A 19,232-nucleotide genomic window follows, 5' to 3' on the forward strand; every position below is an offset into this window, starting at 1 on the left:
ACCCAACATGACGCAGACATCCCCACCTCCCGCCCCGGTCCTCACCGTGTTTGTGCAAGGCATAGGCCTGCTGGGCCCCGGCCTCGCGAACTGGGCGCACGGCCGCGAATGCCTGATGGGCGCCGCGCCCTACCAGTCCGCGCGCTGCGTGCTGCCGCCGCCCATGGCCTTGCCGCAGGCCGAGCGCCGCCGCGCTGGCGCGGTGGTCAAGGTGTCGCTGGCGGTCGGTGAGGAAGCCGTGGCGGCTTCGGGCCTGCGGGCGGCCACGCTGGCCTCGGTGTTTTCGTCCTCCAGCGGCGACGCCGTCAATTGCCACGAGATATGCAGCACGCTGGCCTCCAGCGACAGGCTGATCTCTCCCACGCGCTTTCACAACTCGGTGCACAACGCCGCGGCCGGCTACTGGAGCATCTCCAGCGGCGCCATGGCGACCTCGTCGGTGCTGTGCGCGCGCGATGCCAGTTTTGCGGCCGGCCTGCTCGAGGCCATGACACAGGTGGCGGTGGAGCAGGTGCCCGTGCTGCTGGTCGCCTATGACACCAACTACCCTGAACCACTGTACAGCGCGCGCGCCATTCCCGACAGCTTCGGCGTAGCCCTGGTGCTGGCGCCAAGCCGCAGCGAACGCAGCCTGGCGCAATGGACGCTGGAGCCGGCCGGCTGCCTGAGCCGCGTGCCCGCGGACCGGCTGGACGACCCTGCGCTCGAAAAACTGCGCCAGGACATTCCGGCGGCTCGCTGCCTGCCCCTGCTGCGCGGCGTCGCGGGCCGGCACTCGGGCCGCGTCGTGCTCGACTACCTGGAGGGCTCGCAGCTGGCCCTGCAGGTGGCGCCCTAAGCCTTGCGAGCCTTCGCCATGACCCTTGCCTTTACCCCGCCTGCAAGCCTGGACCACGAGGAAATCGCGCGCCGCATTCCGCATCAGGGCAGCATGTGCCTGCTCGATCGCGTGAGCGCCTGGGACAGCGAGCGAATCAGTTGCGAAGCCACCAGCCACCTGGACCCCGGCAACCCGCTGCGCGCCCACGGACGGCTGGGCGCAGCCTGCGGCATTGAATACGCGGCGCAAGCTATGGCCGTGCACGGGGCGCTGGTCGCCGAAATGCAGGCAGCCGCACCGGATGAAGCGCCCAAAGCCGGATACCTGGTCAGCGTGCGCGGCGTGAGCCTGCATGTCGCGCGGCTGGACGACCTGGGCACGGCGATGGCCGTGCGCGCCGAACGCCGCAGCGGCAACGCCGGAAGCGTCCTCTACGATTTCACCGTGCATGCGGGAGATGCGCTGCTGCTCTCAGGCCGCGCTGTCGTGATGCTGGACGCGGCCATGGCGCCCACAAACCCCAAGGAGACCCCATGACCTCCCCTTCACCCAAACGCGCGCTGGTCACAGGCGGCAGCGGTGCCATCGGTTCGGCCATTTGCCGCCAGCTAGCCGCCGACGGCTTTCATGTCCTGGTGCACGGCAACCGCAGCCTGGATGCCGCATCTGCCGTGGTGGCGGCCATACGGGCCGCGGGCGGCCAGGCCGAGGCCGTGGCCTTCGACGTCACCGACGCCGCGGCGACCGGCGCGGCCCTGGAGGCGCTGCTCTTGCAGGGGCCGGTGCAGGTGGTCGTGAACAATGCGGGCATCCATGACGACGCGGTCTTTCCGGGCATGCAGCTGCGGCAATGGCAGCAGGTGATCGACGTCTCGCTCAACGGCTTCTTCCATGTGACCCAGCCCCTGATGATGCCCATGATCCGCACGCGCTGGGGACGCATCATCAACATCACCTCGGTGGCCGCCGTGGCCGGCAATCGTGGCCAGGTGAACTACGCGGCGGCCAAGGGCGCGCTGCACTCGGCCACCAAATCGCTGTCGCTGGAGGTGGCCAGCCGCGGCATCACCGTCAATGCGGTCGCGCCCGGCATCATCGCCACGCCCATGAGCCAGGACAGTTTTGATGCGACCGAGATTGCCCGGCTGGTGCCCATGAAGCGGGCCGGCCAGCCCCAGGAAGTCGCCGACCTCGTGAGTTTCCTGGCCTCCGAACGTGCGGCCTACATCAGCGGGCAGGTGATTTCGATCAACGGTGGAATGATCTAAGTCCCACGGATCCTGCGCGCCAGCAGCAAAGGCAGGCGCAGCAAAAAGCCCAGCAGCAGGCGGCCGTGCATCCAGCTGAGCAGCAGGTTGTCGCGCAGGTAGTTGAAGTGCGAGACGCCGCCCTCGTCGGGGCGGAAATACCGGACGGTGGCCGGCAGGTTGATAGGCTTGACGCCAAGCCAGCACATGCGCACCACCGCCTCCGGGTCGAAATCAAAGCGGCGCATCCAGCGTTGCCCGGCCATGACTTCGCGCAGCGGCGCGATCGGGTAGACACGAAAGCCGAACAGCGAATCGCCTATGCCGGCCCACAGGGTTTCCAGGTCGGCCCAGCCGTTGGACAGCTTGCGCCCGTTGACGCGCAGGCGCGGCGCGTCCGCGGCAAACACGGGCACGCCCAGCACCATGGCGTCGGGCTGGGCCTGCGAAACGGCCATGAAGTCCGGGATCAGGTGGGCCGGGTGCTGGCCGTCCGAATCCATGGCCAGCACGTGCGTGAAGCCCTGCGCCGCGGCCAGCTCGATGCCGTGCAGCACGGCCGCGCCCTTGCCGACATTGCGCGGCAACACCAGCACGCGCAGCCGGTCGTCGCCCTCGGCCATCGCCTGCAGGCGTGCGGCGCTGCCGTCGGTGCTGCCGTCGATCACCACCCAGACCGGCGCCCACTGCGCCAGCGCGCCGCGCACGGTTTCGTCAACCTTCACGCCGGGGTTGTAGCTGGGAATCAGGACCAGGTGCGTGGTGGAGGCGGCGCGGGGGGGATTGTTCATCGGCTGGAAGATGGGGGGATCAGGGAGGCGGAAAGCGGGTCGCGAAGCTTGCACCCGCCCTAGGCCGGCGGCGCCGCGGCGATGGAGGGCAACGGCTGGAAACGTTGCAATTCGGCCTCGAAGTAACGCTCCAGCTCCGCCGTGAACAGCGCGGTGTCGCCGGCGGGTTCAAAGCGCTTGCCCAGGCGCACCCGGTAGGTGACGGGCATTTTCGGCGTCCACAGCAGGGACCAGCCCTTGCCCAGGAAAGCCGAATCGGTTTCGATGAAGACGGCCTGCACCGGAACGCCCGCATGTTTGGAAATCAGGCCGGTCGTGCCCTGCATGCGCCCGACGGGAAAGCGCCGGGTACGGGTGCCTTCGGGAAACAGCAGCAGGCTGCTGCCCTGGCGCAGGTCGGCCACCGACAGCTGCACCATGGTGCGCAGCGGCATGTTGCGGATATAGCCGACCAGGCGCGCGCCGGCGCCGAAGAAAACGCTGTTGACGATGTCGGCCTTCATGATGCAGGTGGCGTCCGGCAGGCGGGACAGGATCATGATGGCGTCCAGCAGCGACGGGTGGTTGGGCGCGATGATCAGCGGCGGGCCGTCCCGCAGCACGTCCAGCGCCGCCAGGTCGAAACGGCAGGCGCCCATGAGCTCCAGCAGGCGCAGGTAGCCGCGAAAGCTCCCCGCCGCGAGCTTGCGCCCCCAGCGCCGGCTCAGCGCCCTCGGCAGCAGCGCGCGCATGGCGATGGCCATCACCGAGACGCCGAGGCAGAGGAGCACCAGCAGCGCATAACCCAGGCCCAGCCGGGCCGTTTCATGCAAGGCCCTGCGGCCCGTGTTCAGCACGGGCGCTTCGGCAAGCAAGGCGTCGGATTTGTTGTCCATGGAGCGGTTTCGCAGGGTGGCTTTTGGTTTTTGGCTTGCGGTGGTTGTGCTGCTCTCGGCGACCCGGATATTGGCCTTGCGAAGGGTTGTGGAGCCCGGCGCGGGCGGGTGCCTGCCGGCAGGATGGTGCTGGAATGGATGAATTCCAGCGAGTCTACCTCTGCGCGACTGCCGTTTCCCGGCCGATTGCCGGTTTGCAGCGTCAGGTTTCACGCCGTCCGGTGGCTGCCCGCCGGGCTTTTCGGGCGGAAGCCGGCCGAAAGCCGCAAGTGCCCGGGATTGCCCTGGAGTAAAGGACAATCGGGGCGTACGGGGGGAGCCCAGGCTCCACCTAAGATAGCGGATTGGGTGAAAAAAATGGCAAAAGAAGGGGGCGCCGGGGCGCCGGTTCATTGATGCAAAAGGAAACAATTCGGGGCAAAAATTCCGCAACAGGGGCTGAAGACACGCCCATGATGACGCAGTACAAGCGCATCAAGGCGGACTATCCCGACACACTGGTTTTTTACCGCATGGGCGACTTCTATGAAGTGTTCTTCGCCGACGCGGAGAAAGCCTCACGCCTGCTCGACATCACGCTGACGCGGCGCGGCCAGTCGGCCGGCGAGCCGGTGGTCATGGCCGGCGTGCCCTTCCATTCGCTCGAAGGCTACCTTGCCAAGCTCATCAAGCTCGGCGAATCGGTCGCGATCTGCGAGCAGGTCGGCGACGTCGCCACCAGCAAGGGGCCGGTCGAGAGAAAAGTCGTGAGAGTGGTGACACCAGGCACGCTGACCGACACCGAGCTGCTCAGCGACAAGACCGAATCCATCCTGCTGGCCGTGCACCAGGGCGCGCGCAACACCTGCGGCCTGGCCTGGCTCAGCGTGACGCAAGGCGAAATCCATCTGGCGCATTGCGCCGGCGACGAACTCGAGGCCTGGCTGGCGCGCGTGGCGCCCAGCGAGCTGCTCTACAACATCGACGTGACGCCGGCCTTCGAGCAGCGCATCAAGGCCCAGCGCTGCGCCTCCACCGCACGCCCGGCCTGGCAATTCGACGCCGCCCTGGGCGCGCGCCGGCTGCTGGACCAGCTCAAGGTCGCCTCGCTGGCTTCCTGGAACGCCGAGGCCTTGAACGAAGCCCATGCCGCCGCCTCGGCGCTGCTCGGTTATGCCGAACACACACAGGGCCGGGCGCTGTCGCATGTGCAGGGCCTGCAGGTGGTGCGCTCCGGCGAACTGATCGAGCTGCCGCAAAGCACGCGGCGCAACCTCGAACTCACGCAAACCCTGCGCGGCGAGGACTCGCCCACGCTGTTTTCGCTGCTGGACACCTGCACCACCGGCATGGGCAGCCGCGCACTCAAGAGCTGGCTGCTCACGCCACGCCGCGACCGCGCCCAGGCTGCCGCGCGGCTGGATGCCATTACGCACTTGCGCGGCGGCTCGCAGCAAACGCTGCGCGCCAGACTCAAGGGCTGCAGCGACGTGGAACGCATCACCGCCCGCATCGCGCTGCGCCAGGTGCGGCCGCGCGAGCTGGTCGCCCTCAAGGACACGCTGCAAAAAGCCGAACTGGCCGCGCCCGCGGGCAGCGATTTTCCGGAGCTGCTGACCCGCATCTTCGAAGACCTGCAGCCGCCGGCCGGCTGCGCCGCGCTGCTGGGCCGCTATGTGCTGGACGAGCCGGCCGCGCTGATACGCGACGGCGGCGTCATCAACCACGGCTGCGACGCCGACCTCGACGAGCTGCGCGCCATCCAGACCAATTGCGACAGCTTTTTGCTCGACCTGGAAGTGCGCGAAAAAGCCCGCACCGGCATCGCCAACCTGCGCGTGCAGTTCAACAAGGTGCACGGCTTTTACATCGAGGTCACGCAGGGCCAGGTCGACAAGGTGCCCGACGACTACCGCCGCCGCCAGACGCTCAAGAATGCCGAGCGCTACATCACGCCCGAACTCAAGGCCTTTGAAGACAAGGCCCTGTCGGCGCAGGAGCGCGCGCTGGCGCGCGAAAAATGGCTGTACGAACAACTGCTGGACCAGTTGCAGGATTTCATCCCCGCGCTGAGCCGGCTGGCGCGCGCCCTGGCCTCGCTGGATGCGCTGTGCGCGCTGGCCGAGCGCTCGCTCACGCTGAACTGGGCAGCGCCGGTGTTTGTGCGCGAGCCCTGCATAGACATCGTCCAGGGCCGGCATCCGGTGGTGGAGGCGCGCCTGGCCGAAACCGGCGGGGGTTCCTTCATCGCCAACGACTGCGCCATGAGCGGCAAACACCGCATGCAGGTCATCACCGGCCCCAACATGGGCGGTAAATCGACCTATATGCGCCAGGTGGCCCTGATCGTGCTGCTGGCCAGCGTGGGCTCCTATGTGCCGGCGGCCAGCTGCCGGCTCGGGCCCATAGACGCCATCCACACCCGCATAGGCGCGGCCGACGACGTGGCCAATGCGCAGTCGACCTTCATGCTCGAGATGACCGAGGCCGCGCAGATCCTGCACGCCGCCACGCCGCACTCTCTGGTGTTGATGGACGAGATAGGCCGCGGCACCTCCACCTTCGACGGCCTGGCGCTGGCCGGCGGCATCGCTGCCTATTTGCACAACAAGACGCAGGCCTTCACGCTGTTTGCCACGCACTACTTCGAGCTGACCGAATTCCCGGCCCAGCACCACGGCGCGATCAATGTGCATGTGAGCGCGGTCGAGTCCGGCGCCGACATCGTGTTCCTGCACCATATCGAGCCCGGCCCCGCCAGCAAGAGCTACGGGATTGCCGTGGCCAAGCTGGCCGGCGTGCCCGCCGCGGTGGTCAACCACGCCCGCCATGCGCTCAATGCGCTGGAGGCCCACCAGAACGAAGCGCGCGCCCAGGTCGACCTGTTCGCCGCCCCGCCCGAAGCCGCCGCGCCCGAACAAAGCGCAGTGGACAAGGCATTGGGTACCATAGACCCTGACGCACTGACGCCGCGCGAGGCGCTGGACGCCCTGTACCGCCTCAAAAAGATGTCTGCCTCGCCGTGACCCAGCGCAACCCGACCTCCCCCACACCCCAAAGCCATCTCATGACCTACTGCGTCGCCGCCAAACTCAACGCCGGGCTGGTGTTTTTGTCAGACTCCCGCACCAACGCGGGCCTGGACCACATCAGCACCTTCCGCAAGATGATCGTGTACGAAAAAGCGGGCGACCGCTTCATGGTGCTGCTGTCGGCCGGCAACCTGTCGATCTCGCAGTCGATACGCGAGATCCTGCAGGTAGAGCAGCTCAAGGACCATGAAGGCGGCGAGCCCATCACCATCTGGAACGCCAAAAGCATGTTCGACGCCGCCCGTGTGCTGGGCTCGGCGATCCGTCGCGTCTATGACCGCGATGCCGAGGCGCTCAAAAACGCCGATGTGGACTTCAACGTCTCGCTGGTTTTCGGCGGCCAGATCCGCGGCGAGAACATGCGCCTGTTCCAGATGTATTCGGCCGGCAACTTCATCGAGGCCACCGACGAGACGCCCTACTTCCAGGTCGGCGAGTCCAAATACGGCAAGCCCGTGCTGGACCGCGTGCTGACCCCCGCCACGCCACTGGCCGAGGCCGCCAAATGCGTGCTGGTGTCCATGGACTCGACCATGAAGTCCAACCTCTCGGTGGGCCTGCCGCTGGACCTGGTGGTCTACGAGGCCGACACCTACAAGAGCGACAAGATCGTCTGCATCGACAACGACAACCCCTACTACCGCATGATGCACAGCAGCTGGGGCCAGAAGCTGCGCGAGGTCTTCGACAGCATCGAGGACCCGGTCTGGGACGACGCGCACACCGACATCCCGCTGAAGATGCCGGCCACGCGCCACGAGCCGCTCAAGAAAATCAGCACGCCCGACGAGAAGTTGATTTAACAGGTGCTGATTTAAACCGTGCCCACTTCGTTAAAACCGCTGGTCATTTTTTCCCACGGCAACAGCTTCCCGGCCGGCACTTACAGCGCGGTTTTCAATAGCCTGAAAGCCCGCGGCTTCCAGGTCAAGGCGGTTGACAAATTCGGCCACGACCCGCGCTACCCGGTCACCAGCAACTGGCCCCACCTGGTGCAGCAGTTGGCCGACTTCACCGCGCGCGAGGTCGAAAAAGCCGGTCAGCCGGCCTTTTTGGTCGGCCATTCGCTGGGCGGCTTTTTAAGCCTGATGTGCGCCGCGCGCAACCCACAGCTGGGCGGCCAGCCCGTCAAGGGCGTGGTGCTGGTCGATTCCCCCATCCTGGGCGGCTGGCGCGCCCGCGCCCTCAGCGTCGCCAAACGCGCCCAGCTGGTCGGCGCCATCTCGCCCGGCGCCATCAGCCGCAAACGCAAAAACCAGTGGCTGGGCAAGGACGAGGTGTTCGAGCACTTCCGAAGCAAAAAAGCCTTTGCCGCCTGGGACGAGCAGGTGCTGCGCGACTACATCGCGCACGGCACCTACGAAGGCACCGGTGAGGACGAAGGCAAGCGGTTGCTGAGCTTTGACCGCGACGTGGAAACCGCGATCTACAACACCCTGCCCGACAACCTCGAAGGCCTGATCAAGCGCCACCCCTTGAAATGCCCCGTCGCCTTTATCGGCGGACGCCAGTCGGTGGAGATGAAGCAGGTCGGGATGGCCATGACCGAGAAGGTGACCAAGGGACGGATCATGATGCTGGATGGCAGCCACCTGTTTCCCATGGAGAAGCCTTTGATGACGGCAGCGGCCATCGAAGCGGCCCTGCGGAATTTCCTGGACTGACCCAGGCGCCTACAAAAGCTCCGCCGACGACAAGGCCGGCGTCTCGGCAATCCGCGCCGAGATGGCCCGGCAGGCCTCCAGCAAAGGCGCCACATAGGCCTGCTCGGGGTTTTCTTTCTGCCGGAACATCAAGGTACTGACGCTGATAGCGGCAACAGGCGTGCCACCGCCGCCGCGTATCACGGCGCCGTAACAAAAAATGCCGGCCTCGTGCTCCTCGCCATCCACAGACCAGCCGCGTTCGCGCGTGATCTGCAGCTGCTTACGCAAGTCGGGCAGCTTTACCAGCGTGTTGCCGGTGTAGCGCTGCAAGGGCAGCCCCGCCAGCAACGGCTCCAGCGCGGCGGGCTCCAGCGCCGCCATATACGCCTTGCCGACCGCCGTCGCATGCAGCGCCACGCTGGTACCTATACGCGAGGCCATGCGCACCGCGCTCGGGCTTTCGAGTTTTTCGATATAGACCATGGCGCTGCCATTGGGCACGGCCAGGTGCACGGTCTCGCCGGTGATGTCGCGCAGGCGCTTGAGTTCGTCGACAGCGGCGAGGCGCAGGTCTGAGCGGCCCCAGCTGCGGCTGGCTAGCTGGATCAGGCGCGGGCCCAGGGCCAGCAGTGCGCCGCGCTCGTTTTCGACCAGCAGGCGCTCGGCCACCAGGGCCGCGACGATGCGGTGCACCGTAGGTCTGGGGTAGCCGCTGGCCTTGACCAGTGCACCGACGTTGGGCGGCTGCTCCGAGTCGGCCACCAGTTGCAGCACGTGCATGAATTTCGAGAACGCGGCCGTGCCGGCCACCTGCGAGGCCTTGGATGACCTGACAATGGGCTGGTCCATCACGACACCATGTAGCCGCCGTCCACCGGCAGGATCACGCCGGTCATAAAGGCAGCCGCCGGCGTGCAAAGAAACATCGCAGCCTCGGCCACGTCCTTGGGTGTTCCCCAGCGGCCCATGGGCGTGCGCGCCAGGATGGGGCCGGCGCGCACCGGGTCGTCCTGCAGCGCTTTCGTGAGCGGCGTGGCGATCCAGCCGGGGGCGATGGCGTTCACGCGTATGCCGTCGGGCGCATAGGCAATCGCCAGTGACTTGGTGAGCTGGGCGACGCCGCCCTTGCTGGCCGCATAACCGGGCACCAGGCCGCCACCGAAAAAGCTCAGCATGGAAGCCGTGTTGACGATGCAGCCGCGGCTGGCCTTGAGGCGCTCGCGCACGGCGGTGCACACCCTCATGGTGCCAGTCAGATTGACGGCCAGCACTTTTTCAAACACCTCGATGTCGTGCTCGGCGCCGCGCTGGATGATGCCGGCGCAGTTGAAGACGATGTCCAGCCGGTCCATGCCGGCCAGCGCCGCGTCCAGGCTGGTCGCCGAGGTCACGTCAGCTTGGCGCACCTCGACGGCGGGATCGAGGGTGCCGTCGCCGCCGCCCAGCCCCAGGGCCGTCACTTCGGCGCCCAGCGCAGCGAGGTGATTCGCGATGACGGCGCCTATGCCCTGGGTGGCGCCGGCGACCAGCGCGCGTTTGCCTTTGAAGAGTCCGGCCTGGTAGGTCATGGGTAATTCCTGAAAGATGCGGCCGCGCTCAGCGGATAAATTGTTTTGTGTAGTCGGCGCCCAGGCCGACCGCCTCGAAGTGCTTGTTGCACATCTCTATCTTGGTGAACACGTCCTCGTAGCCCATGCCCTTGCCATACGGGTCGGTGTAGTACATGACACCGTTGACCTGGAAGTAGGTGATCATTTCCTCGACGTCTTCCGGCACATACAGCGTGTGGGTTTCACCGGGCGGCTCGAACACATAGCTGCCCTCGGTGGCCTCCCAGTCGTGCTCCAGGTAGCGCCAGCGGCCCTTGAGCACAAAGCCGTGCACCGCCTGCGGATGGCGGTGCCGGCTCAGCACGCCGGACTTGCGCACGCGCAGCAGATTCATCCAGTAACCCTGGCTGGCGTTCAGGCACAGCGGGCGGAACCAGACGTTCTCGGCCTGCGGCACCCAGAGCCGCTCGTCGGTGGGGATGGCGTGCTGCACCACGATTTCCGGCCTGGCATCGGGCGGGTTGGGGTACTGGTAAGGCATCAGCGGCGTCTGGTCAGGGGTGTCTACGGGCATGGGATTTGTCCATATTGTGGATATGTGTCCATATTGTAGAAAACAATGACTTCGAAAGCGCGGGGATTTACCCCTAAGCGCGCAGGCCGGCATTTGCAACAGACTAGATAAACTACGCCAGACCATCCGGCGCCAACGCCGAGCAATAACACGACTCTCCGAGGAGAACCCCCATGGCCCTGCCTTTTATCGTCACCCTTGCCGTGACCTTTCTTGCCTGGGCCGTCGCGGCCATCGTGTCCCAGAGCATGGGCGACGCGATGACGCTGAGCGCTTCCGTCTGGCTGGCCACGGGGGTGACCTTTGGCGCGCTGCTGGTGGTCAAGCCGGCCAAGCGGGCCGCCGTGCTGGCAGGCGCCGCGCTGGCGGCCGCCCTGCTGTCGCTGCTGGACGGCCTGGCGCTGTTGCCGGCGCTGGCCTTTGGCGCCAACGAGGCGCTGGCGGCCGGCCTGGGCGCCTGGGTGGCGCGCCTGCTGCGCGCACCCCGTCCCGACGGCCGCATCGAGCCGGGCAAGGCCTATGCCGGCTTGCTGGTCGGTGCGCTGCTGACTTCCGCGCTGGGCGCCAGCATCGCCATCGTGCTCTGGAGCTGGGCCCTGCCCCAGCCCATCCCCCTGCTGACCGAGTGGCGCGTCTGGGCCTGCACGACCTTCGTCGGCATCCTGCTGGTCGCGCCGCTCATCACTTCCTTCGCGGGCTTCAAGGTCAAGCGCTCGGGCGGCATGGCCAGCAGTCAGTTCCTCGCGGGCGCCGGCACTTTTGTGCTGTTCTTTGTGGTGGCCGCGCTGATCTTTTCAAGCGACGTGTCCGACCGCTTCGGCGCTTCGCTGGGCCCCACGCTGGCCTACCTGCCGCTGCCTTTTATCGTGGTCACTGCCATCCTCTGGAAGGAACGCGGCGCCACACTGGCCACGCTGCTGGGCGCGCTGGCGCTGATCGCCTGGACCAACAGCGGCGGCGGGCCTTTCGCCGAGGTCGAGGGCTTTCCCGGCGAGGCGGTGATCGAGGTCCAGGGTTATGTGGCCGTGATGGCGCTTCTGGTGGGCGTGGTCAACGCGCTGGGCGCCACCGCCGCGCAGGCGCTCGCGCTGGCGCAGGACTGGCGCACCCGCTACCGCCAGGTGCTGGAATCGAACCGCACGGTGGTCGCCAATTTCGACGCCAGGACCGGTGCGGCCGAATGGGGGGAAGGCGCCAGCGAACTGCTGCGCACCGATGCGGCCGCCCTGCTGACGGTGCAGGACTTCATCACCCACGCCGACCCGCAGGAGCAGCCCGCGCTGCAGGCCGACTGGCGCGACCTCACGCAGGGCCAGCGTGAGCATGTGCTGTGGAAGAACACCTTGCGCTGGAGCGACGGCCGCGTGGCCGCCGTGAACGCGCGCCTCTCGGGCGTGCGCGGCGCCGACGGCCAGGTCGAACAGGTGGCCGTGCTGCTGGAAGTCGAGGCCTGACGTGGCAGCGGATGCGCCCGTCACCCCTATCACGCCGCCTTCCGAAGCGGCCGTGGACAAAAGCACGCCCGCCGTCTTCCTGATCCACGGCCTGGGCGGCACGCAATACGACCTGGGCTCCATGCACAAGCGGCTCAAAAATGCCGGCTTCGTCACCCATTCGCTGACCCTGCCCGGCCACGGCACCACACCCGAAGACCTGGTCCACGTCACGGCCGAGCAGTGGATGGAAGCCGTCACGGCCAAGTACCACGAGGTGGCCGCGCAGCACGACAACTTCCACATCATGGGCATGTGCATGGGCGCGCTGCTGGCCACCGAGCTGGCCAAGCGCCAGAAGCACACACGCGGCAAGCTGATCGCGCTGGCCCCGCCGATTTACATCGACGGCTGGGCCACCGCCTGGTACACACCGGCGCGCCACCTGATGTATTACGTGCCCGGCGTTCCGGCGCGCATGCGGGTGGAAGAGGAAGACCCCTTCGGCATCAAGAACGAGCAGCTGCGCGCCATCGTCAAGGCCAAGTTCGCGCGCGGCGAGAACTTCCACTACCGCTGGGTGCCGCTGGCCTGCATACGGCAGGTGGATCGCCTGCGCCGCTGGGTCATGACGGACCTTAAAAACATGGCCAGCGAAACCTTGGTGATCCATGCGCGCGAAGACGAACTCACGAGCCTGGCCTCGGCCAACTACCTGGTCGAACAGATAGGCGGCGCCAAGGCGCGCATGGTGGTGCTGGAGAACAGCTACCACATGATCTGCGTCGACAACGACCGCGAGCAGGTGGCGCGCAACGTGCTCGAATTCTTCGGCGCCAGCAGCGCCGCCTCGCTGGGCATGGCGGTGGACGACCCCAAGATGAGCGCCGACGCCCTGCAGGCTTTTGCGCAATCGCTGCGCGCGGCGCTGGAGGCCGGCGACTTCAGCGGCGTCTTCGCCCGGGGCGCTTCCGACATGGGCTGGTTCCAGCCCGGCAGCAACCGCGCCAGCGGCATCTACCGCGGCAACAAGGGCTTGCAGGCCATGCTGCCCTGGGCCGGCGGCATCAAATTCACCGCCTTCGGCCAGCCGGTGTTCAATGCCGGCATCGCGGTGCTGCCCGCCACGCTCACGGCTGCAGGCCTGATGTCGCAGGGTGTGCTGGCCTTTGCCGTGCGTTCGGGCCGGCTGCTGGACGCGCGCTGGTTTCCCGATGACGTGGCGCTCGAAGACGCCCACTTCGGCGCGCCGCCGGCGCCCGCCGGCCCCAGCGAGGCCGAACGCGCCTTCGAAGCCGCGGGCATTGCCGTCAAGACGCTGGCCAAGCCGCCCGGCAACGACGAGCTGCTGGCGCTCTATGCCCTGTACAAACAGGCCACGGTGGGCGACGCGACGGGAGAGCGCCCCGGCATCATGGACGTGACCGGCCGCGCCAAATTCGACGCCTGGGCCCAGCGCAAGGGCATGGCCCGCGAGGCGGCCATGGCCGGCTACGCGGCCCTGGTCGAGAAGCTCAGGGCCGGTTGACCCCCTACTGGCCTACTGGCCGGCGGCCTTGGCGCCCAGGCGCTGCAGGCCGGCCGCGCCGGCACGGGCCGCCACATCGGGCTGCCACACCACCTGGTCGTCCACGGCATAAAGCCAGCATTTTGATTTCGCCCGCGCGCACTGCTGGAAGGTCGTGGCCATGGCTTCGGGCTCGCCGGCATTGAAATACCAGCCGCCTTTTTCCGTCACGGCAAAGGCCTTGGGCGGCGGCAGGCTGCGAAAGTGGGCATAGCGCGCCTTGCCGGCATCGCTGAGCGGCACGGCGTTCATATCGTCGGCCGCCGCGAAACCCGAGGCCGGCGGCACAACGTAGTGATGGCCCTTGAAGCGCTGCGCGTGCGACAGCAGCAAAGGCTGGCCCAGCTGCGCCGACAGGAACTCGAACATGCGCGCATGCGAGGCCTCACGCGCCGCCGGGTTGCCGCCCACCATGGCCGTGCCGCTCTTGGTGTTGCCCAGGCCTACCATCTGCTTGACGGGGCCGGGGCCGTCAAAGCCATGGTAGCTGCCTGGGTAGACCTCCAGCTCCACCGTCGCGTTGGCCTTGTTCTTGCGCAGCCGCTCCTGCAGCGTGACGCATTCATGCGCCAGCGTCCAGTCGTCGAGCTCGCCGATCATGATCAGCAGCGGCGTGTGGACTTCATAGTTCCACATCTTGTTGTTCACCAGGCAGCCGGGGTAAAAAGCCACGGCGGCGCGCGGCCGCACCTTCTGCGCCTGCACGTAGGCGTCCGTGGCGTCCACCGTGCTGAGCACGGTCTGCGCGCCGTGCGACCAGCCCATGACCACAATGCGCGAGGCATCCACCGAGGGCTGCTTCACCAGCCAGGCGATGGCGGCGAACACGTCTTCCCGGCGCTCGGCCTCATGGATGGTGCGAAGCTTGTTCGGTGTTTCGCAGATCGACTTCTGCCCGCGCGGCGTGAAGCTGTCCAGCGGCAGGAAGTGGATGCGCTCCGCGTTGAAATAACCCGCGTAGCGGAAAAAGCGCTCGGCAAAATTGCCCTTGCTGTCCAGCCCGCCGCCGCAGCCGTGCAAGCCGATGATGACGGGCCTGGGCTCGCCGTCGCCGACGTCAAACCAGTAGGCCGGGATCTCCAGCTTGCCGTCCAGCGAGGGGATGCTCACCGGGCCGGCCGCGTGCGAGATCTGGGCCGCCAGCAGCAGGCCCGTGAGCAGCGAAAAAAAACGGAAAGCCCAGCCCATGCGCGCGGCCCGCCTTATTCCGCCCAGACCACCAGGCCGCTCCAGGCCGTGGCCAGCACCACGATGCCGAAAGCGATGCGGTACCAGGCGAAAGGCACAAAGCTGTTGCTCGAGATATACCGCAGCAGCCAGCGCACGCACAGCCAGGCGCTCAGGAAAGAAAACACCAGGCCCACCCCGAACAACGGCAGGTCCGCCATGGACAGCAGCGCGCGCTCCTTGTAGAGGCTGTAGACACCCGCGCCTATCAGCGTGGGCATGGCCAGGAAGAAAGAAAAATCGGTGGCCGCCTTGCGCGACAGCCCCAGCAGCATGCCGCCAATGATGGTCGCGCCGCTGCGGCTGGTGCCCGGGATCATCGCCAGGCACTGCACCAGGCCGACCTTGACCGCGTCCATCACGGTCATGGCCTCCACTTCCTGGATGCGCGCGGCGGCCGGGTTGTTCTGCTGGCGCTTTTCAGCCCAGAGGATGATGAAGCCGCCGATGATGAAGGTGCTGGCCACCACGACCGGCGTGAACAGATGGGCCTTGATGGCCTTGCCGAACAGCAGGCCCAGCACCACGGCCGGCACAAAAGCCACCAGCACATTGAGCACAAACTGTTGCGCCTGTTTCTCGGTCGGCAGCGCCACCACGGTCGCGCGAATCTTCTGCCAGTAGACCAGGATCACCGCGAAGATGGCGCCGGTCTGGATCGCGATGTCAAAGACCTTGGCCTTATCGTCGTCAAAACCGAGCAGCGAGCCCGCAAGAATAAGGTGGCCTGTCGAGGAGATGGGAAGGAATTCGGTCAGGCCCTCGACGATGCCCATGATGGCGGCTTTGATCAACAGTGCTATATCCACGCTGGCTCCAGAAATTTAGCGGTGATTATCACCGGGCAAGGTGAAGGGCCGCCGCGCGAATCCGGTGAAAATGCCCTGATAACTTACATGCGCCGCCCCGGCACGCAGCCTGACCGCCAAAAGAAAAAAGGAGAATACACCCATGCATCGCTATTTTCTGAGCGGCCTGCTGCTGCCCTTGCTGCTCACAACCGCGAGCGCGCAGGCCGGCATGGGCTTTACCCAAGTGCCGGGCCTGCAGGACGACAGCGCCATCAGCGTTTTTTATCCTTCGGCCGGCGAAGACCGCCCCATGCAGGTCGGCGCCTATTCCCTCAAAGTCGACAAAGACGGCCAGCCCGTACGCGGCAACACCCGCCTGGTCGTCATCTCGCACGGCTCGGGCGGCTCACCCTGGACTTACACCGACCTGGCGCGCCGCCTGGTCGAGGACGGCTTTGTCGTTGCCTTTCCCCTGCACCGCGGCGACAACGCCAGGGATCCTTCTTCTCCCGGCCCCGATAGCTGGAAGCAGCGGCCCGCCGAGGTGTCGCGCGCCATCGACGCCCTCGCGCGCGAGCCGCGTTTCGCACCACTGCTGTCGCTGGACAAGGTCGGCATGTACGGCATGTCGGCCGGCGGCCATACCGCGCTGACCCTGGCCGGCGGGCGCTGGTCACCCGCCCTGCTCACCCGGCATTGCGAAGCCCATATCGCCGAGGACTTCCAGACCTGCGCCGGGCTGACCACCCGGCTCACGGGCGGCATGCTGGACGGCCTGAAAAAAACCGTGGTGCTGGCCGTCATTCGCCAGCGATTCAGCGACGCCACCTGGCAAAGCCATCACGATGCGCGCATCCAGGCCGTGGTCGCCGGCGTGCCGCTGGCCGCCGATTTCGACATGGCCTCGCTGGCCTCGCCGGCGGTGCCGCTGGGCCTCGTCACCGCGCGGCAAGACCGCTGGCTGGTGCCGCGTTTTCACGGCGACGTGGTGCTCGCGGCCTGCCAGCCGCGCTGCGAGCTGCTGGCCGACCTGCCTGACGGCGGCCACGGCGCGCTGCTGTCGCCACCGCCGCCGGCCGACGGCATGTCGGATCTGGCCAAAGACCTGCTGCTGGACCCGCCCGGCTTTGACCGCAGCCAGCTCCCGGCCCTGGACCGCAAGATCAGCACTTTTCTGCGCAAGCACCTGCTGCCCTGAAACCCCTGCTAAATCCACCTGGCCAAGCTCACCATCCACATGACTGAATCCGCCCCTTCTTCCATTTCCACGGCCACTTCCAGCGCCACCACACCCAGCCAGGTCCTTGATTACTGGCTGGGCGACGGCATTGAAAAAGACTGGCCCACGCAGGACCTCGGCAAACGCTGGTTCAGTGGTGGCGCCGAGCTTGATGCCGAGATACACACGCGCTTCGGCGCCGCCGTGGATGAGGCTCTGGCCGGCGGCCTGCGGGACTGGGAGCAGCCGCCCCTGCACCGCCTGGCGCTGGTCATCCTGCTCGACCAGTTCACGCGCAACATCTTTCGCGGCACGGCCCGCGCCTTTGCCGGCGATGACCGCGCCCAGCAGCTGGTGCGGCAGGCCGTTGCCGCCGGTGAAGACCAGCAACTACCCTGGGCGGCGCGGCTCTTTCTTTACATGCCGCTGATGCACGCCGAAAGCCCGGCGCTGCAGGACGAATGTGTGGCGCGTTTTACCCGGCTGGTCGCCGATGCGCCCGAGGCGCTCAAGCAGCGCCTGCAAGGCAACCTGGACTACGCCCACCAGCACCGCGACATCATCAAGCTCTTCGGCCGTTTTCCTTATCGCAATGCGGTCCTGGGGCGCGCTGATACGCCTGAGGAACAGGACTTTTTACAAAGAGGCCCGCGCTTCGGGCAGTAGCACGCTCCCCCCTGTCCGGGCTCACTTCGCGTAGCCCGTTCTCCCCCCAGGGGGACGGGCGCCTGTGGCCCGGCAAAGCCGGTTCCACGGCCCCCACTGGTGAGATGCCTTCCGGTGGTTACGCCACTTTTTTGAATCCAGCGCCAGCCTGGCCGCGTACCAGCAGCAGGACGCGCCGCGCCATGGCTTCACAACATAGGCCGGTGCGTCTTGCCACGCCGGCCCCTTGGCCGGTCCACCACCACCGAGGAGTTTCACCATGATGCCGCGTCCCTTTACTGCTTTCGCGTCCCTGCTTGCCGTTTCCGTGCTCGCCGCCTGCGGCAGCATGTCGCCCATGAAGCCCATGTATTCGCAGGCCCAGCTGCCCGCCGCCGTCCAGGTGCCGGCCGGCCACACGGTTGCCATGGAAACCGTGGGCGTGGGCGAGATCACCTACCAGTGCAGCCCCAAAAAAGACACGGCCGGCCAGTTTGAATGGGTGTTTGTCGGCCCCGACGCCAAACTGAACGACCGCGGCGGCAAGCAGGTCGGCAAGTACTACGGCCCGCCCGCCACCTGGGAAAGCATGGACGGCTCGAAAATCACCGCCACCCAGCTCGCCGTGGCCCCCAACGGCGCCGGCAACATTCCCACCCAGCTCGTCAAGGCCAACCCGGCCATGGGCAGCGGTGCCATGAGCGGCGTCAGCTACATCCAGCGCGTGGACACCCGCGGCGGCGTCGCCCCTGCCATGGCCTGCACCGCCGGCAACGCGGGCGCCAGACAGGTAGTGCAGTACCAGGCCGACTACATCTTCTACAAGGCGATGTAAGGAGGACGTCCCCCCAATGCGTGCGTAAGCAGCCGGCCCTGAACGTCAGGCGGGGCTGGTTTTTTCAGTCCCACAGGCTTGCCCTGTGGGCTTTTTTGCGCCTGCCCGGGCCGCTTCCACCGCGCCGTCAGGCCCTGCGGAAACGCGCTGGCAACAAGCCTGCGCGGCGTCCTACAGCACTTGCCTGCACCCCGCGTTTTACTGGCAAGCGACAACGACACAAACAAGCGGAGGATTTTCATGAAAAGCACGCACAACATCCTGTGGGCCTATAGCAAAAGCGCAGCCGTCACCGTGGCCATGGTCACCGGCACCGCCGCGCTCATGGTCGCATGTTCCGGCGTCGCGCCCCTGCCCAAGGAATACACCCAGGATCAGCTTGACGCCACCATCACGGTCCCGCCCGGCAACGTCGTCGCGCTCGAAACCACCGCCAGCGGCCTGCTGCACTACGAGTGCCAGGCCAATGCCACCACCGCCGGCACCATAGGCTGGGTGCTGGTGCGCCCCGAAGCCGAGCTGCTGGACCGCACAGGCAAGACCGTCGCCCGCTACTCCGGCCCGCCCGCCACCTGGACCCATATCGACGGCTCCAGCGTCGTCGGCACCCAGGTCGCGCTGGCCCCGCGCGTGGGCGCCACCAACCTGCCGCAGCAGCTGTCCACCGGCGCACCCGGCGCCGCACCCGGCGTGCTGCAGAACGTCACCTACATCCAGCGCATCAAGACCAAGGGCGGCCAGGATCTCAGCAAGGCCTGCACCCAGGCCGATATCGGCGACAAGCTCACCAACTCCTACCAGGCCGATTACATTTTCTGGAAACCCGCCTAAGAACCTGTTCACGGCCTAAACGGGGCCGCGTTGGGGTGCAATCGGGATGAGTGGGCCGACCGGGACCGCCGCATGGGCTAATGCCCATGCAAGGGCCTGGGTGGCTCAAT

General features: G+C 66.8%; 19 protein-coding genes. 12 read left to right on the plus strand and 7 right to left on the minus strand.

The genetic code is table 11. The features are described 5' to 3' along the window. The first annotated feature begins 7 nt into the window (after nt 1-7). The 3 genes from ACEN8I_RS15680 to fabG are packed head-to-tail and all read left to right on the plus strand — an operon-like array spanning nt 8 to nt 2,088. A complete protein-coding gene (locus tag ACEN8I_RS15680; protein WP_413329430.1) occupies nt 8-838 on the plus strand; it encodes a beta-ketoacyl synthase chain length factor in 831 nt (276 codons plus the stop codon). A gap of 18 nt (nt 839-856) precedes the next feature. Next, nucleotides 857-1,357, plus strand: coding sequence for a hotdog family protein (locus ACEN8I_RS15685; protein WP_413329431.1), 501 nt, complete (start codon nt 857-859; stop codon nt 1,355-1,357). Next, on the plus strand, nt 1,354-2,088 hold the full coding sequence (gene fabG / locus ACEN8I_RS15690; protein ID WP_413329432.1) for a 3-oxoacyl-ACP reductase FabG: 735 nt from the start codon (nt 1,354-1,356) through the stop codon (nt 2,086-2,088). Before ACEN8I_RS15685 ends, fabG begins: the two co-directional genes overlap by 4 nt. Here fabG and ACEN8I_RS15695 read toward each other — a convergent pair. Beyond that, nucleotides 2,085-2,858: a glycosyltransferase family 2 protein gene (locus ACEN8I_RS15695; protein WP_413329433.1), complete on the minus strand. Its 774-nt coding sequence runs from the start codon at nt 2,856-2,858 to the stop codon at nt 2,085-2,087. The two genes, fabG and ACEN8I_RS15695, sit on opposite strands and share 4 nt — an antisense overlap. Nucleotides 2,859-2,917: 59 nt before the next feature. Further along, nucleotides 2,918-3,733, minus strand: coding sequence for a lysophospholipid acyltransferase family protein (locus tag ACEN8I_RS15700; protein ID WP_413329435.1), 816 nt, complete (start codon nt 3,731-3,733; stop codon nt 2,918-2,920). 395 nt (nt 3,734-4,128) lie between these two features. On the opposite strand from ACEN8I_RS15700, the gene mutS reads away from it, so the two are divergent. Genes mutS through ACEN8I_RS15715 form a run of 3 tightly spaced genes read left to right on the plus strand, consistent with a single transcriptional unit; the run spans nt 4,129 to nt 8,468 of the window. Next, nucleotides 4,129-6,738 carry a DNA mismatch repair protein MutS gene (gene mutS, locus ACEN8I_RS15705; protein ID WP_413329436.1) on the plus strand — a complete coding sequence of 870 codons (2,610 nt, stop codon included), beginning with the start codon at nt 4,129-4,131 and terminating at the stop codon, nt 6,736-6,738. Nucleotides 6,739-6,779: 41 nt separating this feature from the next. Next, on the plus strand, nt 6,780-7,607 hold the full coding sequence (locus tag ACEN8I_RS15710) for a proteasome-type protease (protein WP_007872287.1): 828 nt from the start codon (nt 6,780-6,782) through the stop codon (nt 7,605-7,607). Between the two features lie 18 nt (nt 7,608-7,625). Next, the gene (locus ACEN8I_RS15715) at nt 7,626-8,468 is read left to right on the plus strand and encodes an alpha/beta hydrolase (RefSeq protein WP_413329438.1); all 843 of its coding nucleotides are present in this window, start codon (nt 7,626-7,628) and stop codon (nt 8,466-8,468) included. Between the two features lie 9 nt (nt 8,469-8,477). On the opposite strand, the gene ACEN8I_RS15720 is transcribed toward ACEN8I_RS15715, so the two are convergent. From ACEN8I_RS15720 to ACEN8I_RS15730, 3 genes are read right to left on the minus strand one after another with little or no spacing between them, the layout of a single operon-like run. Further along, nucleotides 8,478-9,299 carry an IclR family transcriptional regulator gene (locus ACEN8I_RS15720; protein WP_413329440.1) on the minus strand — a complete coding sequence of 274 codons (822 nt, stop codon included), beginning with the start codon at nt 9,297-9,299 and terminating at the stop codon, nt 8,478-8,480. After that, nucleotides 9,299-10,018 carry an SDR family NAD(P)-dependent oxidoreductase gene (locus tag ACEN8I_RS15725; protein ID WP_413329441.1) on the minus strand — a complete coding sequence of 240 codons (720 nt, stop codon included), beginning with the start codon at nt 10,016-10,018 and terminating at the stop codon, nt 9,299-9,301. Before ACEN8I_RS15725 ends, ACEN8I_RS15720 begins: the two co-directional genes overlap by 1 nt. Nucleotides 10,019-10,046: 28 nt before the next feature. After that, complete coding sequence (locus ACEN8I_RS15730; protein WP_074577186.1) at nt 10,047-10,574, minus strand: 2,4'-dihydroxyacetophenone dioxygenase family protein; 528 nt, start codon at nt 10,572-10,574, stop codon at nt 10,047-10,049. A 173-nt stretch (nt 10,575-10,747) separates the two neighbouring features. On the opposite strand from ACEN8I_RS15730, the gene ACEN8I_RS15735 reads away from it, so the two are divergent. Together ACEN8I_RS15735 and ACEN8I_RS15740 are read left to right on the plus strand one after the other, a co-directional pair. Further along, a complete protein-coding gene (locus ACEN8I_RS15735) occupies nt 10,748-12,028 on the plus strand; it encodes an MASE1 domain-containing protein (RefSeq protein ID WP_413329442.1) in 1,281 nt (426 codons plus the stop codon). Nucleotide 12,029: 1 nt separating this feature from the next. Further along, on the plus strand, nt 12,030-13,535 hold the full coding sequence (locus ACEN8I_RS15740; RefSeq protein WP_413329443.1) for an acyl-CoA-binding protein: 1,506 nt from the start codon (nt 12,030-12,032) through the stop codon (nt 13,533-13,535). A 12-nt stretch (nt 13,536-13,547) separates the two neighbouring features. Here ACEN8I_RS15740 and ACEN8I_RS15745 read toward each other — a convergent pair whose 3' ends face one another. Both ACEN8I_RS15745 and ACEN8I_RS15750 read right to left on the minus strand, forming a co-directional pair. After that, nucleotides 13,548-14,762: a dienelactone hydrolase family protein gene (locus tag ACEN8I_RS15745; protein WP_413329444.1), complete on the minus strand. Its 1,215-nt coding sequence runs from the start codon at nt 14,760-14,762 to the stop codon at nt 13,548-13,550. A 14-nt stretch (nt 14,763-14,776) separates the two neighbouring features. Beyond that, nucleotides 14,777-15,610, minus strand: a complete 834-nt coding sequence (locus ACEN8I_RS15750; protein ID WP_413329445.1) for an undecaprenyl-diphosphate phosphatase — start codon at nt 15,608-15,610, stop codon at nt 14,777-14,779. A 142-nt stretch (nt 15,611-15,752) separates the two neighbouring features. Between ACEN8I_RS15750 and ACEN8I_RS15755 the strand changes: the two genes are divergently transcribed. The 4 genes from ACEN8I_RS15755 to ACEN8I_RS15770 all read left to right on the plus strand — a co-directional run bounded on the left by ACEN8I_RS15755 (nt 15,753) and on the right by ACEN8I_RS15770 (nt 19,122). Continuing rightward, the gene (locus ACEN8I_RS15755) at nt 15,753-16,790 is read left to right on the plus strand and encodes an alpha/beta hydrolase family protein (protein WP_413329446.1); all 1,038 of its coding nucleotides are present in this window, start codon (nt 15,753-15,755) and stop codon (nt 16,788-16,790) included. Between the two features lie 39 nt (nt 16,791-16,829). Continuing rightward, nucleotides 16,830-17,477 (plus strand): DUF924 family protein, encoded by a 648-nt coding sequence (locus tag ACEN8I_RS15760; RefSeq protein WP_413329448.1) that lies wholly within the window; start codon nt 16,830-16,832, stop codon nt 17,475-17,477. A gap of 262 nt (nt 17,478-17,739) precedes the next feature. Then, a complete protein-coding gene (locus tag ACEN8I_RS15765; RefSeq protein ID WP_413329453.1) occupies nt 17,740-18,291 on the plus strand; it encodes a DUF3455 domain-containing protein in 552 nt (183 codons plus the stop codon). Between the two features lie 240 nt (nt 18,292-18,531). Further along, on the plus strand, nt 18,532-19,122 hold the full coding sequence (locus ACEN8I_RS15770) for a DUF3455 domain-containing protein (protein ID WP_413329449.1): 591 nt from the start codon (nt 18,532-18,534) through the stop codon (nt 19,120-19,122). The last annotated feature ends 110 nt before the right edge of the window (nt 19,123-19,232 follow it).

The sequence above is a fragment of the Polaromonas sp. CT11-55 genome, from assembly GCF_047303325.1.
GTDB lineage: Bacteria > Pseudomonadota > Gammaproteobacteria > Burkholderiales > Burkholderiaceae_C > Polaromonas.